This window comes from Ochrobactrum sp. BTU1 (assembly GCA_018798825.1).
Classification (GTDB): domain Bacteria; phylum Pseudomonadota; class Alphaproteobacteria; order Rhizobiales; family Rhizobiaceae; genus Brucella.
Map to the genome: position 1 here is coordinate 1,427,445 of CP076355.1, position 16,784 is coordinate 1,444,228.

The following is a 16,784-nucleotide window of genomic DNA, read 5'->3' on the forward strand; positions in this document are numbered from 1 at the left end:
CGCCCCTTATCAGGCGCGACGTGTGCCTGAGGATACGATATCGAGATAGACCGCCAGCACCAGGATGCTGCCCTTTATTATCTGCTGCCAGAATGTATCAACGCCGAGCATCGACATTCCATTATCCAGGCTTGACATGATGAGGGCACCAACCAATGCGCCAATCACGGATCCGACCCCGCCGCGCATCGATGTTCCCCCGATAAAGCATGACGCGATGGCATCAAGCTCGCCACCGAACCCTGCTGAAGGGGTACCAGCTGCAAGACGAGCTGTGGTCGTTAGTCCTGCGACCGCCGCCATCAAGCCCATCAAGGCAAACACAGCCATTTTGACGAAGTTCACATTGACACCAGAAAACCGCGTCGCTTCGAGATTTGAACCCACAGCGTAGATGTGGCGGCCAAACACCGTCTGGCGCGAAATGACGGTAAAGACGCCCAGAATAACCAGCAACACCAGAACCGGGACCGGTACGCCCTGATAGCTATTGAGGATCAGAATAAAGCCAAGAATAAGGATTCCTGTGCCTACAAGTCGTGCAGTTTCCATCGCCGGGGTGAGTGTTTGAAGACTATGCTTGCGTTTACTGGCACGGGTTCTCAGCGTGATAAGAATTAATACCGTAAACAACACCATGGCACAGACATTGCCAAGCCAACCCGGCAAATAACCCTGACCGATATATTTGAATCCGGGCGAAATGGGCGCAATGGTAACCCCACCCATGATGCCAAGAACGATGCCACGAAATACCAGCTGTCCACCGAGTGTCACAATGAATGACGGAATCCCGAGATAGGCTGTCAGCCAGCCATTAAAGCCTCCAAGAATGACTCCAAGCACCAAAACGGTGCTGATTGTCGCCCAAAGTGGCCAACCATAGACGACATCAAGGACGGCAGCGACACCGCCCAACAATCCAAGTAACGCGCCCACCGAAAGATCAATTTCACCAGCCACGATTACAAACACCATGGCCGAAGCCAACATGCCAGTTATTGCCATCTGACGCAGCAGATTGGAGAAATTCCGCGCCGTCAGAAATTGTGACCGACCCATTTCTGGGTCATAGGTCATGATGGCAAAAAAAGCCCAGATCAGCGCAACGACAATGAGCAGCGCGACGATCTTGTATTCTGAGAGAAATTTTCTGAGGCTTTTGCCTGTCAAAGTCATATCATGCACCAGTTAGATTAGCTGCGGATTAGGCCGCGTTGGTTGCAGGCTTGCCAATTGCAGCGGCAAGGACCTTCTCCTGGGTGAGATTCGCATTCGGGAAATCGCCTCGCAGTCTGCCCTCGCCTATGACGAGAACTCGGTCACTGATGCCAAGCACTTCCGGCATTTCTGATGAAACCATCAAAATCGAAACACCCTGTTTGGCGAGCGCGAATATCAGCTTGTAGATTTCATATTTCGCACCGACATCTACGCCGCGTGTCGGTTCATCCAAGATGAGAACCTTCGGGTCTGGGAGCATCATTTTCGAAAGAACAGCTTTCTGTTGATTGCCGCCTGACAGCGATGCAATCGCCAGCATAGGATCGGCGGTTTTCACTTTGAGCCGCAAAATCTCGCGCTGAATCGTCGCCAACTCGGATTCTTTGTCGATAAGCCCACGCAGCGAAAAACGATCGAGCACCGAAATCGTCATGTTGTGACCGACTGGCATAATTGGCAGGATACCATCGCGCTTGCGATCTTCCGGCACCATGCAGATGCCCTGTCGCACGGCGTCGCGTGGCGTGCGAATCTTAATTTCTTTGCCTTCGAGAAAGACTTTACCCTGATGAGCGCCGGGCCATACACCAAAAAGGCTCGATACCAGCTCTGTGCGCCCCGCTCCCACTAGACCCGCTATGCCCAGAATCTCCCCCCGTCTGAGCGCAAAGGAAACATCATCCACGACCTTGCGGTCAGGATTGGTAACATCCCAACATGTGATATTGCGAGCTTCAAACATAACCTCACCGATGTCGTGAGCTTCACGTGGGAAGAGATTTTTCATCTCGCGCCCAACCATCATTGTAATGATGTCAGCTGTTGCAAGCTCCGCCATCGGACGTGTCGCGATATGCGCGCCATCGCGGATAACCGTCACTGTGTCGGAAATTTCCGCCACCTCATCGAGCTTGTGGGAAATATAGACACAAGCCATCCCTTGCGTCTTAAAGTCTTTGATGAGGTCGAGCAAAACCCGCGTTTCTGAAGCAGTGAGTGCCGATGTCGGCTCATCCAGGATGAGCAGCTTGGCGTTTTTGTTGATCGCCTTTGCAATCTCAATGAGCTGCTGCTTGCCACCAGAGTAATGATAAACTGGCAAGGCAACGTTGATGTCGTTGATCTTGAGACGAGCGAGCAGTTCAGTCGCTCGCGCATTCATTTGATCATAATCAATGAACCCACCGGTGGTGGGCTCTGAACCAAGAAAAATATTCTCAGCAACCGACAGATGCGGCACCATCATCAGTTCTTGATGGATGATCACAATCCCTGCAGCTTCAGTATCACGAATGCCGCTAGCTTTGAGCTCTTTGCCTTGCCAAAAGATTTCGCCAGTCCAAGTGCCGTAGGGATAAACACCAGACAAAACTTTCATCAGTGTGGATTTGCCCGCACCGTTCTCGCCGCATAGCCCGACACATTCTCCTGCGCGCACTTTCAGATAGATGCCATCCAGCGCCTTCACGCCGTTGAACTCTTTACCGATGTTTTGCATTTCCAAAAGATAGTCGGACATTCGAAACGACCTTACAGTATTTCCAAATAAACTTACTTCGGTTTATCTTTAAAAGCGGGCACCGAAATTTGCACTGGCAGACAACGCTGTCAAAGACGGACCAAAAGATATCGTTTGGAGGCCGGACGTCAGAACCTCAAATTCCAACCTCCGGCCACGCAACCTGCGCATAGGTTCACAGACCCGAAGGGTTATTTCCCTTCAATCTGCTCCTTGGTGTAGAAACCGTCAGTCACATAGACATCGATATTGTCCTTGGTGACGGCGGTTGGTGTCAGAAGGAGTGTATCGACTTCCTTCGAACCATTGTCGATCTTGCCGTTGAACTCGGGCTTTTCATCGCGAACCAGTTGCACAGTAAGCTTTGCTGCTTCTTCAGCAATCAGCTTGAGCGGCTTGTAAACCGTTACGGTCTGCGTGCCGTCCACGAGGCGCTTAACGGCTGCCAGATCGCTATCCTGACCGGAAACTGCAGTCTTTCCTGCAAGACCCTGTGCGGCGAGCGCCTGAATTGCGCCGCCGGCGGTGCCGTCATTGGAGGCAACAACAGCATCAATCTTATTGGATGCGGCGGTCAGGGCATTTTCCATGATGGAGAGCGCTTCGGTTGGGCTCCATTCTTTGACCCACTGCGAGCCCACGATCTTGACCTTACCGGAATCGACGGCATCCTTCAGCGCCTTTTCCTGACCAGCACGCAGCAGCTTCGCATTGTTGTCCGTCGGCGAACCGCCGAGCAGATAGTAGTTACCTTCCGGCTTTGCCTTCAAAACGGCTTCTGCCTGCATGAACCCTACGCGCTCATTGTCAAAAGAAATATAAGCATCAATGTCAGCATTCAGGATCAGGCGATCATAGGAAAGAACTTTGATGCCCGAAGCCTTTGCGTCGGCTACAACCGCATCAAAAACCTTCGAATTCATCGGGACGATCACAATGGCATCAACGCCTTGTGAAATCAGGTTTTCGACCTGCTTGACCTGCTTTTCTTCATTGCCGTCAGCCGACTGGACATTGACCTTCGCGCCTAGCTTTTCAGCAGCTGCGATAAAATAGTCGCGGTCACGTGCCCAGCGCTCTACACGCAAGTCGTCGATAGAAAAACCGATAACCGGGTTTTCAGGTGATGCATAAGCAGGCGCAGCATTCATTGCACCAAGTCCGAGAGCCGCTGCAACAAGCGCACCCGTTAGAAAATTACGACGTTTCATGCACGTTTCCTCCAATCACCGCCGGCTTGATGCCGGTTGATACAAGTCCTCGCCCCGAACGAATCCGCCCCCCGGAGTCTGGCACGACAAAACACCCTCCGAAGAGGTTCTATAGTTAGTGTCTGGCTGATCCTCCCTGCGGTGGCATGCACCAAGATCACTCCAGTAAAATCGCACTCAGACGTGCAATCTCATCCTCGGCTGCAATTGATACGTAAAGAAAATTGAATAGCAAGCATTTTTTGATTTACGTACCTCATTTTTACTCCTATGTTCCGCTCCGAGGAGTGAGAATGAAACCCACCGTGCATGATATAGCCAGAACCGCGGGCGTCAGTCTCGCCACGGTTGACCGTGTGCTTAATGATCGACCCGGTGTCAGAGCGAAGACCCGCACTCGTGTAACGGATGCGATGAATGCGCTCGGCTACGTTCGGGACGTGGGTGCTGCAAATCTTGCCCGAAGCAGGCTGTATCAGTTTGATTTCATTTTGCCGGATAACGAAAACACCTTTATGCAGAACCTGCGTGCTGAACTTGAAGCAGCGACAGAACGGGGTTTGTCTGAACGGGTTTTGATCAATCTGGTGCTTGTGCCAGCATTCGATGAAGCGGCACTCGTGAAGGCGTTGAATGATAGCGCCGAACGTAAGCCCGACGGCGTCGCTTTCGTTGCGGTCGATACTGATCCGGTCCGCGAAGCCTGCGCGAAACTGACCGAGGCGGGTATTCACGCTGTGACCCTGGTATCCGATCTGGGTCGTTCAACTCGTGCTCATTATGTTGGTATTGATAATGGTGCTGCAGGACGAACTTCTGCACGTCTATTGGGTCTTTTTGCGAGCGGTACTATTGGTCCGATTGCCGTCATTGCGGGCTCGCTTAAAGTCCATGACCACCAGGAACGCTTCGAGGGCTTCAAAAAGGCCATGGAAACGGATTTCCCGGACCGAGAAATCCTTCCCGTGCTCGAGGGTTTTGACGAAGGCGCGCGCGTAGAAAAGCTCGCCCTTGAGCTGCTCAAGGGCCAGAGAGACCTCGCAGGAATCTATAATCTTGGCGCCGGCAACAGCGGTCTCGTCCGTGCGCTCGCTGCTTTTCAAGATCATAAACGGCCGCTGGTCATTGCCCACGAACGAGACGGAATCACATCGCAAGCACTGAAGGATGGCCTTGTTCACGCCGTGCTGGCGCAGGACGCGGGACACGAAATTCGCAGTGCCGTTCGTGTTTTAAAAGCGACTGCAGACCGCCTCGCGATCGTGCAAGGGCAGGAACATATCCGCATCGAAATCTTCCTCAAAGACAACCTGCCACAGCTTGACTGAGGCGCGGAACACAATAACTCGACTGGAGCAAATATGTATCTCGGGCTTGATCTTGGAACATCGGGCGTAAAAGCGCTTCTGATCGATAGTCAACAGAATATTATCGGTTCTGCCCATGGTGAACTCGATGTCTCTCGCCCCCATCCAGGCTGGAGTGAGCAGAACCCCACGGACTGGATCAGGGCCTGTGAAGCCGCTATCGACGGTTTGCGCACAGCGCATCCAAAGGAATTTTCAACCGTTGCTGGCATAGGTCTTTCCGGCCAGATGCATGGTGCAACACTGCTTGATGAAAACGATCAGGTGCTTCGGCCGTGCATTCTATGGAATGACACGCGCAGCTATAAAGAAGCTGCCGAACTCGACGCCGATCCGGCCTTCCGTGCCATCACCGGCAACATCGTTTTCCCGGGCTTTACCGCGCCCAAACTCGTCTGGGTTGCACGCAACGAACCAGAGATTTTCGCTAGAACACGCAAGATTCTCTTACCGAAAGATTATCTACGGCTTTGGCTCACCGGCGAGTATGTTTCAGACATGTCGGATTCGGCAGGCACAAGCTGGCTTGATACCGGCGCACGCCGTTGGTCGTCTGAATTGCTTTCGAAAACTGGTCTGACGGAAAGCCACATGCCCAAACTTGCCGAGGGCAGCGAGGCCACAGGAAGATTGCGTGCAGAACTTACCTCACGCTGGGGGATCTTGAACGCCCCCGTCGTTGCGGGAGGCGCCGGCGATAATGCTGCTTCGGCCTGCGGCATGGGTACTGTTCAACCGGGTCATGCTTTCGTTTCACTTGGCACATCAGGTGTGTTGTTTGCCGCTAATGCCAGCTATCAACCAAAACCTGAAAGCGCAGTCCACGCTTTCTGCCATGCGCTTCCAAATACGTGGCATCAAATGGGTGTCATTCTATCCGCGGCAAGCGCACTCGAGTGGTTCTCTCGTATCACGTCCACCAGCCCGCAGGCGCTTGATGCGGAGCTCGGAGATAGACTCCAAGCCCCCGGAAAGATCAGTTTTCTGCCCTATCTATCGGGCGAGCGAACCCCATACAACGACGCGCGGATTCGAGGCATGTTCAACGGGCTCGAGCATGAGACAGACCGCAAAGCAATGACGCAAGCGGTGCTTGAAGGCGTCGCATTTGCGATCCGCGATAATCTCGCCGCGCTGCAATCGGCAGGTACCGAGATCAAATCGCTCATCGCAGTTGGTGGTGGTTCGCGCTCTGCCTATTGGCTCAAATCTATTGCCACAGCATTGAATGTTCCAATTTCTCTTCCTGAAGAAGGCGACTTTGGTGCCGCATTCGGCGCAGCACGTCTTGGCCTGATCGCTACAAGTAACGCTGATCCTTTTGCAATCTGCACGCCGCCGCGCACGGCCCATACCATTGAACCCGAACACACGCTGACCGCATCATACGACGAAGCATATCAGCGTTACCACGCACTTTATCCCGCGCTGCAACCTCTGGCTCAGTAAGCCCGAGGCGGAGCGTTACCAGCATCAACATTGGAGGAGCATGATGAGCACCGGATTTTTCGGCGACATCCAGAAAATACGTTATGAAGGTCCAGATAGCGATAATCCGCTAGCATTCCGCCACTATAACCCGGACGAAATCGTCCTCGGCAAGCGTCTGGAAGACCACTTACGTTTTGCAGTCGCCTATTGGCACAGCTTCGCGTGGGAAGGTGGAGATCCTTTCGGCGGACGGACATTTGACCGTCCCTGGTATAAGGATGACCTAGAAGCCGCAAAACTAAAAGCCGATGTTGCGTTTGAGTTCTTTTCGCTTCTCGGCGCACCTTTCTATTGCTTCCACGACGCCGACGTGCGCCCAGAAGGCAATAATTTTGCTGAGAACACGAAGAACCTCGAAGCCATTGTGGATATTTTCGACCGCAAGCAGGCTGAAACCGGTATCAAGCTTTTGTGGGGCACTGCCAATCTCTTCTCACATCGTCGGTATATGTCGGGTGCTGCGACCAATCCCGATCCGGAAGTGTTTGCTTTTGCAGCTGCAACCGTGAAAACCTGCCTCGATGCAACCAAGCGCCTTGGCGGTGACAATTATGTGCTTTGGGGCGGTCGCGAGGGTTATGAAACCCTGCTCAACACCGACCTGACGCGCGAGCTCGACAATATGGGGCGATTCCTCAACCTTGTAGTCGAGTACAAGCACAAGATTGGCTTCAAGGGTACAATCCTGATCGAGCCAAAGCCACAGGAACCAACAAAGCACCAGTATGATTACGATGTCGCAACGGTTTACGGCTTCCTGAAGCGCTACGGTCTCGAAAACGAGGTGAAGGTCAATATCGAGCAGGGCCACGCAATTCTCGCAGGCCATTCATTCGAGCATGAACTGGCACTGGCCCGCAGCCTTGGAATTCTTGGCTCAATCGACATGAACCGCAACGACTACCAGTCTGGCTGGGATACAGATCAGTTCCCGAACAATGTACCGGAAATGGCGCTCGCTTATTATCAGGTGCTGCTCAACGGCGGCTTGAAGAATGGTGGCACCAATTTCGATGCCAAGTTGCGTCGTCAGTCGCTTGACCCACAGGATTTGCTGATTGGCCATATCGGCGGCATGGACTGCTGTGCACGCGGCCTCAAAGCCGCCGCCCTGATGTTGCAGGACGGTGCTCTGAGCAAGCCGCTCGATGAGCGATATGCTGGCTGGTCTGGCGATTTCGGGAAAACGATTGGAACCGGCATGTCGCTGGAACAGATCGCATCAGAAGTCGAAGCAAAAGACATCAATCCAAAGCCAAGATCCGGCCGTCAGGAATATCTGGAAAACGTCGTCAACCGTTACGTTTAATCTCACAGAGAAACAAAACCCCGCTTTTGAGCGGGGTTTTGAGTTTAATTCGACGCAACGTTGTGTGGTGTTCGACAAGCGGCAAAGCGGTCCAGCTTCTGGTCGTAAGCAGACGTTCTAACCGCCATCATACCAAGCACCGTATGAAACAGATTATCATGCGATGATGGCTCAGCCGTCGTCTTGCGCAAGCAATCAGGATTGAGACCTGTAGCGGCCGCATATTCTGGTGCAAACCATGTGATAAACGGTATGTGTGTCTGCTGCGATGGCGCGATGAAATAGGGCGCGGCGTGAAGGTAAAGACCGTCCTCACCAAGCGACTCGCCATGATCGGACATATAAATCATCGCGGATGCAAACTTTTCCTCATGCGCCTTGAGAAGATCGACAATCTCGGACAGAATATGGTCCGTATAAAGGATCGAGTTGTCATAGGCGTTGACGATTTCTTCCTGCGAGCATTTAGCAAAATCATTTGAACGGCAATCGGGTGCAAAGACCGCATATTCAGCCGGGTATCGGCGATAATAGGCAGGGCCGTGGCTACCCGTCATATGTAAAACGATGGTCGCATTGCCCGAAATTTCATTCAGCTCGTTGGACAGGCTATCAACCAATATCTGATCGAGACATTCGCCACCTTCGCAATAGCGCTTGTCCTGCGCGCCTTGCAGATCGGTCAGCTTGATGCGTTCTGCAACGCCCTTGCTGCCAGTATTGTTCTCATACCAACGCGTCTGTACGCCTGCATGTTGGAGCACATCCATCAAGTTTTCGGAACCGCGGAACTTTGTATTGGAATAATCTTCACGAGTGAAAGGCGAAAACATGCAAGGCACTGAAACCGAAGTCTCTGTTCCGCAGCTCGTCGTGTCAGTGAAGGCAACAACGTCGCGTTTTTTCAGTTCAGGATTGGTTTCACGCGCATAACCGTTGAGGCTGAAATTCTGCGCCCGCGCCGTTTCACCAACGACAACGACCGTTACCAGCTTTTTGCCTGCGGGCAATTGAGTCAACGTTTGCTTGGCATCGAGCCCCAATGGCTCCATTGTAATGTCACGGTTTTTGAACACATGCGAGACATATTGGATCGTGCTGGTGATCGGCGTGCTCGGCATGAGCTTCTGCATAATATCAGCGCCATGCTCGCGAAACATTGATGAATAAGCCGCGTAGTTTGTTCCAAGTATGGCAACGGCCGCGATCAGACATGTGAGAATGACACCCGTATTCACCATCAGCTTGCCAAGCAGTCGTCGGTGCTTAACCCGCACCCAAGCAATCAACAGCGATGGTACAACGCCGAAAAGCATCATGTGCCAAATGAAGCTCGGCGTCAGCAAAGCACCGGATTCAGCCTGCGTAGTTGTAAGAGCTGCTTCAACGACATTCTTGTCAATGATCGTACCGAAGGTATCAGTGAAGTAGGAACCACCTGCCGCAATTATCACAAATAGGATCAACATCGGTTTGACGACGTATTTTGCCGAAAACAACACAAAAAGCGCGGTGTGCAACAGCAACAGTGCCACGACTATGCCAGCAAGCCTTAATGGAGAATCAGCATAATAGGTGCCGATTGCACGCCAGAACGACGTGTTTGTGAATATGAGAACGTAAAGTGCAGTTAAAAGACACAGTGGCCCGCTGGCAATCACAGGGCGGAATTTCTGCATGGCACGCGCTTTCGAAAAGCTTTGAATTCACGCACCTGACGGATCCAACCTATAAGAAGCCGGCTTTATCAGGCACATTTCAATCAAACATGAAATCAAGATGGCTTTTCTACGACGGCTGAACCGGCCCATAAGTGAGATCGCGTTACGCAAACAAAAACGCCGCCCAAATGGCGGCGCTTTCCAAATTTTTTGCTTCAGAGGCTTACCCATCCGCCATTTTTATTTGACGAGCGCACACAAGCATCGATGAAAGCAACGCCTTTGACACCATCGTCGACGGTTGGATAAATGATTGCACTGTCAGGGTTGGTGTTGTCGCGTCGGGCCTGAATTGCGTTTGCAGCTTCACTGTAGATCGTGGCAAAGGCTTCGAGATAGCCTTCCGGATGCCCGCCCGGCACGCGCGTTACGCGGGTTGCAGCATTGCCAACGCCTGCTCCACCTCGGGTGATCAGCCGCTTCTGTTCACCAAACGGTGTGAACCACAGGCGGTTAGGATCTTCCTGCGCCCACTCAATGCCGCCCTTAGTGCCATAGACACGCAAACGCAGCGCATTCTCATTGCCCGGTGCCACTTGACTGCACCAGAGCATACCCTTGGCTCCACCGGTGAAACGAAGCATCACATGTGCATTGTCATCCAACCGACGACCCGACACGAAACTATCGAGATCGGCCGCTAGACTTTCAAGCGTCAGACCCGTGACAAAGGAGGCTAGATTGAAGGCATGGGTGCCGATGTCGCCTGTTGCGCCTCCAAGACCAGATTGCGCCGGATCAGTGCGCCACACAGCACCCTTTGCGCCCGTTTCTTCAACCGCTTCCGTGAGCCAGTCTTGCGCATATTCAACCTGAACCACACGCAAATCACCAAGCTCCCCATTGGTGACCATTTCGCGCGCCTGCCGAACCATCGGATAACCGGTATAATTATGCGTCAGCACAAACAATGAACCGCTCTCGTCGGCCACCTTCTTCAGCTTCTTTGCATCAGCCAAGGTCGAGGTCAGAGGCTTGTCGCAGATCACATGAATGCCGCGACGTAGAAATTCCTTGGCGGCATCATAATGCACATGATTTGGCGTAACGATTGCGACCGCTTCAATACCATTCTTTAGACGCGCTTCGCGGATCGCCATATCCTTGTAGCTGGAATAAATGCGATCTTCTGAAAGCCCAAGCTCGCGCCCTGATGCTTGGGCTCGTTCGGGCGATGACGAGAGTGCGCCTGCCAACAGTTCAAAGCGATTGTCCAGGCGTGAGGCCATGCGATGAACTCCGCCAATAAAGGCCCCTGCACCGCCGCCAACCATACCAAGTCTAATGCGTGGATTGGCCGCTTCTTTGGTTTTTGCTTCAATGGTCATTGAACTACCTATAATCCCAGCATACGACGATTGGCAGCATCATCGGTGCCGCCCGCAGCAAAGTCATCGAACGCTTTGTCGGTGACGCGAATGATATGGTGCTTTACAAACTCCGCACCCTCACGCGCACCGTCTTCAGGATGCTTCAACGCGCATTCCCATTCGACAACAGCCCAGCCATCAAAATCATTGGCCGCCATCTTGGAGAAAATGGCACCAAAATCGACTTGACCATCGCCCAAAGAACGGAAACGGCCCGCACGGTTTACCCAGCCCTGATAGCCACCATAAACACCCTGACGACCGGTCGGATTAAACTCGGCATCCTTGACGTGAAACATCTTGATGCGGTCTTTGTAGATGTCGATATTGTCGAGATAGTCGAGACATTGCAGCACGTAATGCGACGGATCATAAAGCATGTTCGCACGCGGATGGTTCTTGACCCGTTCAAGGAACATTTCAAACGTCACACCATCATGCAGATCTTCGCCCGGATGAATTTCGTAGCAAATATCCACACCATGCTCGTCAGCATGGTCAAGGATTGGCAGCCATCGGCGGGCGAGTTCATCAAACGCTGCCTCGACCAGACCGGCCGGACGCTGTGGCCACGGGTAGATGAAAGGCCAAGCCAATGCGCCTGAAAAGGTTGCATGTGCTCCTATGCCCAGATTGCGCGATGCGCGGATTGCCATCTTCACCTGTTCGACCGCCCATTGCTGGCGCGCTTTTGGATTGCCACGGACTTCCGGCACAGCGAAACCATCAAAAGCTTCATCATAGGTCGGATGAACAGCAACAAGCTGCCCCTGCAAATGTGTGGAAAGTTCGGTCACTTCGACGCCGTTTTCGCGCGCGATGCCAGCAAACTCGTCGCAATAATCTTTGGATTCAGACGCCTTTTTAAGATCGATCAACTGGCTTGCCCAGGTGGGAACCTGCACACCGGCATAGCCCTTCTCTGCAGCCCATTTCGTGATGCCGTCCCATGTATTGAACGGCGCTTCATCAGCTGCAAACTGCCCGAGAAATATCCCTGGCCCCTTGATCGTCTTCATCAAAAGTCCTCCGAATGAAATTCAAAACTGTTTAGGGGAAAGTCAAATGCGCGCCTGCCAATGCAGGCGCGCAAAAATGACATTAGAAAGGAGAGTCCGGGAAGTAGAACTGCTCGGCATTGTCCTTGGTCACCAACGTAGCGTCGAGGATATAGTTGCCGCTTACCGGGATCTGATCGTAGAAATGACCAGCTGCCAACTGCATGGCTGTAGAAACCATTGCAGGCGGATAAAGCACATCCACCGGCATCAGCTTATCGCCGTCCATCACCTTCTTGATCATGTCCTTGGAACCAGCGCCGCCGATGACATATTGAATGTCTTCACGATTGGCCTGTTTAATGGCTTCAAGCACGCCCACAGCCATGTCGTCATCCTGACACCAGACAACGTCGATCTTCGGGTACTTTGTTAGGAAGTCCTGCATGACACGAAACGCATCATCACGGTTCCAATTGCCATACTGGCGATCAAGAATCTTGACGTTGGAGCCTTCGATACCCTTGTCAAATCCATCCTGACGCTGCTGGTCAATCGGAATAGGAAGACCACGAATAACTACAACCTGCGCATCAGGTGTCGTTTTCTTGATGTATTCGCCAGCGACCTGACCGAGAGCCGGATTATTACCCGCCACATAAAGATCACGGATCGTATTGTCATTGCTGCTCGGCGCACGGTCGACGAGAGCTACGAAAGTGCCTTTATCCTTGATTTCCTTAATAGCGTTGACGAGTGGATCCGGATCGGTTGGCAGCACGACCAGACCGTCAAGCCCCTGAACGGCAAGATCCTGCAATGCATTTGCCTGACTGGCTGCGTCCGGCGAAGTCTTGACGATCACGTTGAGACCTGGATGCTCCTGCATCAGAAGCTTGGCAACGCGTTCGGCATGATAAACTACACCGGAAGTCCAGCCATGATCCGCAGCAGGGATCGATACACCGATCGTAACCTTTTTATCCTGTGCATTCGCGCCACCGGCAAATGCCAATGCCCCAGCCGCCAAAGCAGCAAAAGCAACACCTAGAAATTTTCCTCGCATTCATTCCTCCCAAATGGTCAGGGGGCTATATCGATGTGTGACCGGACTGCCCCTTGAATCCCGTCAAACCTGTCATTCAGGGCGCGAAAACACGATGCCTCACGCCTTGATTTTCATCGTCGCGAAAGCGACCTCTGCACCAGCATCGCGATAATGATGATTGCGCCTTGAATAGCACCAATCAGGTACTCGCTGATGAAATTGGAGAGCAACATGATATTGCCGACGATTTCGAGGATGAACGCGCCGCAAATTGTGCCCCAGACCCGTCCCACGCCCCCGCGCAATGCCGTGCCGCCGACGACGACCGCAGTGATTGCCTGAAGTTCCCATAACATGCCCGTCGTTGCGGACGTTGAACCCAGTCGTGGAACGTACAGCAATACCGCAACAGCGACGCAAAGTCCCTGAACCACATAGGCAATTGTGCGAACGCGCTTGACGGAAATCCCTGAATAGCGTGCCACGTCTTCGCTGGAACCGACTGCGATGACGTGGCGCCCATATCGCGTACGATAAAGAACAAACGCTGCGATCGCTGCTGTGACGAAAATAGCGATGACCGGGATAGGAACACCAAAAACCGAACCGAAATATGCAGGGCGATAGAGCGCCTGAATCTCAGGGTTACGCAGCGTGATTGCGCCGCCCTGAGATAGCCACGTTGTCAAACCACGGTAAATCCCCATCGTTCCAAGGGTCGCAATGAACGGCTCTATTCCTCCGAGCGTGGTAATCAACCCGTTGGTTAACCCACAAAGTGCACCGACCACCACGGCAAGAAGGACGGCCGCGATCAACATCATGACGGGATCAGCGATGACACCACTGTTCATGAACATGATCATGATACTGCCCACGAAAGCAGCCATAGCGCCAACAGAAAGATCTAATCCTCCTGAGGAAATCACATAAGTCGCACCCAACGCGATGATTGCGATAAAGGCACTGCGTGTCGCGACATTCAGCAGATTATCGATGCTGATGAAATTTGGATTGGCAATTGTTCCCAGAACAAGGAGCAGAAGCAGTGCAACAAATGGTGCTATTGCCCGCAGATCCCAGTCTCGAGACGTCTTAGGCACCCTGCTTTTGTCAGTTACATCGTCAGTCATTGACTCCCCTTTTTTTATTTTATGCTGCTTCTTCAGTGCTGACGCCTGTAGCCAAAACGACGATGTCGTGTTCCGTCATTCGGTCACCGGTCACTTCACCAACGACCCTGCCCTCGCGCATGACCACAATACGATCGCATATGCCTATCAGTTCAGGCATTTCAGACGAAACAACGATAATCGATTTGCCCTCATCGGCTAGGTTGGCGATGAATTGATAAATCTGCTCTTTGGTGCCCACATCAATGCCGCGCGTTGGCTCGTCGATGATCACAATGGACGGGTTGAGCATCATCATCTTTGCCAACAAAAGCTTTTGTTGGTTTCCGCCTGACAATTGTCCTGCAAGAATATCCTTGCGACCAGTGCGAATATCGAATTCTTTGATCGCATCATCAAGCGCCACACGCTCTCGTCGACGGTCTATCTGCAAACCACGCACAAATTTACTGATAGATGCAAGTGTCAGATTGATGCCAAGATCCTTGGCAAGCAACAATCCCTTGCCCTTACGGTCTTCACTTAAATAGGCAATACCGGCGGAAAGACTTTCATGCGCATTGCGAAAGTTTACAGACTTTCCCCTGTGCAGCAGATGTCCTTTGCCAGGTCGAAGCCCGACAATGCCTTCCATCAGTTCTGTTCGTCCTGCCCCGACTAGCCCCGCAAAGCCTAGGATTTCACCCCTGTTCAACTTGAAGCTTGCTGTTTTCACGTAGCCGGGGACGCTGAAGTCTTCGACTTCTAGCACCCGTTCCTGTCCACGCTGTGCTGAACGATCTGGATAAAGCTTGGCAACATCGCGACCAACCATAAGCCGAGCCATGTCGTTCGGCTGAAGCTCTGCTGCCATATGAGCCGCAACGAGCGTTCCATCGCGCAGAACCGTAACGCGATCCGAAATCTCTTTCACTTCCGGCAGACGATGGGAGATATAAAGAACCGCAACACCCTTCGCTCTGATATCCATGATAACCTTCAGCAGCGCTTCGGTTTCGACCGGTGTCAAAGATGCTGTCGGCTCATCGAAAATCACCACGCGATGCGGTACAAGCAGTACCCGCGCAATCTGCACTAGCTGGCGCTGCGCTATCGATAGGCTACCGACGATTGCATCAGGATTGATGTCCGCGCCCAGATCGCGAATGGCTTTCCGAGCTCCTTCGCGCATTGATCTATCATCCACGACAAGTCCATTGGAAAGTTCTCTTCCGAGATAGATATTCTGCGCGACCGTCAGATCCGGCGCGAGCAAGATTTCCTGATGCACAAGGACAATACCCTGCGCTTCGGCTTCCACGGGATTTGAAAAAGCGATTAGCTTCCCATCGATACGAATTTCACCGCTCGTGGGACGCTCATTCCCTGCCAGCAGTTTCATCAAAGTCGATTTTCCGGCGCCATTTTCGCCGATAATGGCGTGAACTTCGCCACCATAAATGCTCAAATTAATGTTTTTGAGAACCTGAACTGGGCCAAATGACTTTGACAGCGAGACAGCTTCAAGGAGTGGCACCGTGGTCTGCGTGTGTGCCAGAATCATGCGAACCTACCGTAGACAACGTTGTCGGAACCGGTCGCAAAACGACTTCTATGTGCGAAAAAACCAATCTTCACGTGAACTCCTCCCAAAGCGTCACATCACAACCTTAGCGTCGCTCTTGAGGTACGTAAAGCAAAATTGTTCATAACACAAAAACAATCGCGCCATGCAATACTGGCAGCTATCAGCGGAAAGTATTGAAAAGGGGTCCTTCAACGAAGCGAGCCGCCTCACATCACAATTTGGACCGATGTTCCGCCAAGTTGTGTCAAGATCTCAAATTCAGGCATCCCGTCACATCGCATTCCCATCGAGGTCCGGCACATCTATGTCGATCGACGCTTTTCCACCCTGCAAATCAGTCAAAACAGGCATTCGGCGACGCTTTGATCGTAAAGCAATAAGACAATCTTAAAGTAGTATATATACAGCAAGACACGCGCATTTTTATATACTATGAAGCGATACGTCCAAGGCGTGTTGAATTGCGGATAAAGACATTATGAACTCCAATTTAGCGCAGTCACAGTGGCGCATGCTAGACATGCTGCCAGCCGTCTCTCTTTTCCTGATAGGCCTGATGGTGCTGGTCTATGCAGTTCTGTTTCCACGCGGTGAGAATGGTCAATTTGCAGTGCTGATGCGGCCCTGGGCCGACGCTTCGCAGGTGTCCACCCTCCTCAAGGAGGCAGACGCACAGATACTTTCTTTCAATGAACGAATGAACGTCGTAGTTGTACATTCTGATCGCCTCGACGCAATTTCCGCACTTTATAACGCAGGCGCATGGCTTGTCTTTGAACCTGCCCAACTTTCCAGCTGTTTTGACCTTGCCGTCACCGGGGCCTAG

13 protein-coding genes are annotated in these 16,784 nt (G+C 52.4%); 4 read left to right on the plus strand and 9 right to left on the minus strand.

Annotated features, from left to right (window positions below; translation table 11 throughout):
• Positions 1-9: 9 nt before the first annotated feature.
• The 3 genes from KMS41_17960 to xylF all read right to left on the minus strand — a co-directional run bounded on the left by KMS41_17960 (position 10) and on the right by xylF (position 3,954).
• Positions 10-1,179 (minus strand): sugar ABC transporter permease, encoded by a 1,170-nt coding sequence (locus tag KMS41_17960; GenBank protein QWK79360.1) that lies wholly within the window; start codon positions 1,177-1,179, stop codon positions 10-12.
• A 28-nt stretch (positions 1,180-1,207) separates the two neighbouring features.
• Positions 1,208-2,743 carry a xylose ABC transporter ATP-binding protein gene (locus tag KMS41_17965; GenBank protein ID QWK79361.1) on the minus strand — a complete coding sequence of 512 codons (1,536 nt, stop codon included), beginning with the start codon at positions 2,741-2,743 and terminating at the stop codon, positions 1,208-1,210.
• A gap of 191 nt (positions 2,744-2,934) precedes the next feature.
• Positions 2,935-3,954, minus strand: a complete 1,020-nt coding sequence (gene xylF / locus KMS41_17970) for a D-xylose ABC transporter substrate-binding protein (GenBank protein QWK79362.1) — start codon at positions 3,952-3,954, stop codon at positions 2,935-2,937.
• A gap of 293 nt (positions 3,955-4,247) precedes the next feature.
• Between xylF and KMS41_17975 the strand changes: the two genes are divergently transcribed.
• From KMS41_17975 to xylA, 3 genes are read left to right on the plus strand one after another with little or no spacing between them, the layout of a single operon-like run.
• Positions 4,248-5,282 (plus strand): LacI family DNA-binding transcriptional regulator, encoded by a 1,035-nt coding sequence (locus tag KMS41_17975; protein ID QWK79363.1) that lies wholly within the window; start codon positions 4,248-4,250, stop codon positions 5,280-5,282.
• A 33-nt stretch (positions 5,283-5,315) separates the two neighbouring features.
• On the plus strand, positions 5,316-6,770 hold the full coding sequence (gene xylB / locus KMS41_17980) for a xylulokinase (GenBank protein ID QWK79364.1): 1,455 nt from the start codon (positions 5,316-5,318) through the stop codon (positions 6,768-6,770).
• Positions 6,771-6,813: 43 nt separating this feature from the next.
• On the plus strand, positions 6,814-8,121 hold the full coding sequence (gene xylA, locus KMS41_17985) for a xylose isomerase (protein QWK80303.1): 1,308 nt from the start codon (positions 6,814-6,816) through the stop codon (positions 8,119-8,121).
• Between the two features lie 44 nt (positions 8,122-8,165).
• On the opposite strand, the gene KMS41_17990 is transcribed toward xylA, so the two are convergent.
• From KMS41_17990 to KMS41_18015, 6 genes are all read right to left on the minus strand, one after another.
• Positions 8,166-9,800: a phosphoethanolamine transferase gene (locus KMS41_17990; protein ID QWK79365.1), complete on the minus strand. Its 1,635-nt coding sequence runs from the start codon at positions 9,798-9,800 to the stop codon at positions 8,166-8,168.
• A 197-nt stretch (positions 9,801-9,997) separates the two neighbouring features.
• The gene (locus KMS41_17995; GenBank protein QWK79366.1) at positions 9,998-11,170 is read right to left on the minus strand and encodes a Gfo/Idh/MocA family oxidoreductase; all 1,173 of its coding nucleotides are present in this window, start codon (positions 11,168-11,170) and stop codon (positions 9,998-10,000) included.
• A gap of 8 nt (positions 11,171-11,178) precedes the next feature.
• Positions 11,179-12,231 carry a sugar phosphate isomerase/epimerase gene (locus KMS41_18000; GenBank protein QWK79367.1) on the minus strand — a complete coding sequence of 351 codons (1,053 nt, stop codon included), beginning with the start codon at positions 12,229-12,231 and terminating at the stop codon, positions 11,179-11,181.
• A gap of 82 nt (positions 12,232-12,313) precedes the next feature.
• Entirely contained in the window at positions 12,314-13,276 is a 963-nt protein-coding gene (locus KMS41_18005) for a substrate-binding domain-containing protein (protein QWK79368.1), read from the minus strand.
• Positions 13,277-13,389: 113 nt separating this feature from the next.
• Entirely contained in the window at positions 13,390-14,391 is a 1,002-nt protein-coding gene (locus tag KMS41_18010; GenBank protein QWK79369.1) for an ABC transporter permease, read from the minus strand.
• Between the two features lie 19 nt (positions 14,392-14,410).
• The gene (locus tag KMS41_18015) at positions 14,411-15,934 is read right to left on the minus strand and encodes a sugar ABC transporter ATP-binding protein (protein ID QWK79370.1); all 1,524 of its coding nucleotides are present in this window, start codon (positions 15,932-15,934) and stop codon (positions 14,411-14,413) included.
• A gap of 502 nt (positions 15,935-16,436) precedes the next feature.
• Here KMS41_18015 and KMS41_18020 point away from each other — a divergent pair.
• Positions 16,437-16,784, plus strand: a complete 348-nt coding sequence (locus KMS41_18020) for a hypothetical protein (protein ID QWK79371.1) — start codon at positions 16,437-16,439, stop codon at positions 16,782-16,784.

Coding starts and splice junctions, on each gene's coding strand:
- KMS41_17960 (QWK79360.1), bottom strand. CDS start 1,179: ATGACTTTGACAGGCAAAAGCCTCAGAAAATTTCTCTCAGAATACAAG.
- KMS41_17995 (QWK79366.1), bottom strand. CDS start 11,170: ATGACCATTGAAGCAAAAACCAAAGAAGCGGCCAATCCACGCATTAGA.
- xylF (QWK79362.1), bottom strand. CDS start 3,954: ATGAAACGTCGTAATTTTCTAACGGGTGCGCTTGTTGCAGCGGCTCTC.
- KMS41_17965 (QWK79361.1), bottom strand. CDS start 2,743: ATGTCCGACTATCTTTTGGAAATGCAAAACATCGGTAAAGAGTTCAAC.
- KMS41_17990 (QWK79365.1), bottom strand. CDS start 9,800: ATGCAGAAATTCCGCCCTGTGATTGCCAGCGGGCCACTGTGTCTTTTA.
- KMS41_18005 (QWK79368.1), bottom strand. CDS start 13,276: ATGCGAGGAAAATTTCTAGGTGTTGCTTTTGCTGCTTTGGCGGCTGGG.
- xylB (QWK79364.1), top strand. CDS start 5,316: ATGTATCTCGGGCTTGATCTTGGAACATCGGGCGTAAAAGCGCTTCTG.
- KMS41_18020 (QWK79371.1), top strand. CDS start 16,437: ATGAACTCCAATTTAGCGCAGTCACAGTGGCGCATGCTAGACATGCTG.
- xylA (QWK80303.1), top strand. CDS start 6,814: ATGAGCACCGGATTTTTCGGCGACATCCAGAAAATACGTTATGAAGGT.
- KMS41_17975 (QWK79363.1), top strand. CDS start 4,248: ATGAAACCCACCGTGCATGATATAGCCAGAACCGCGGGCGTCAGTCTC.
- KMS41_18010 (QWK79369.1), bottom strand. CDS start 14,391: ATGACTGACGATGTAACTGACAAAAGCAGGGTGCCTAAGACGTCTCGA.
- KMS41_18015 (QWK79370.1), bottom strand. CDS start 15,934: ATGATTCTGGCACACACGCAGACCACGGTGCCACTCCTTGAAGCTGTC.
- KMS41_18000 (QWK79367.1), bottom strand. CDS start 12,231: ATGAAGACGATCAAGGGGCCAGGGATATTTCTCGGGCAGTTTGCAGCT.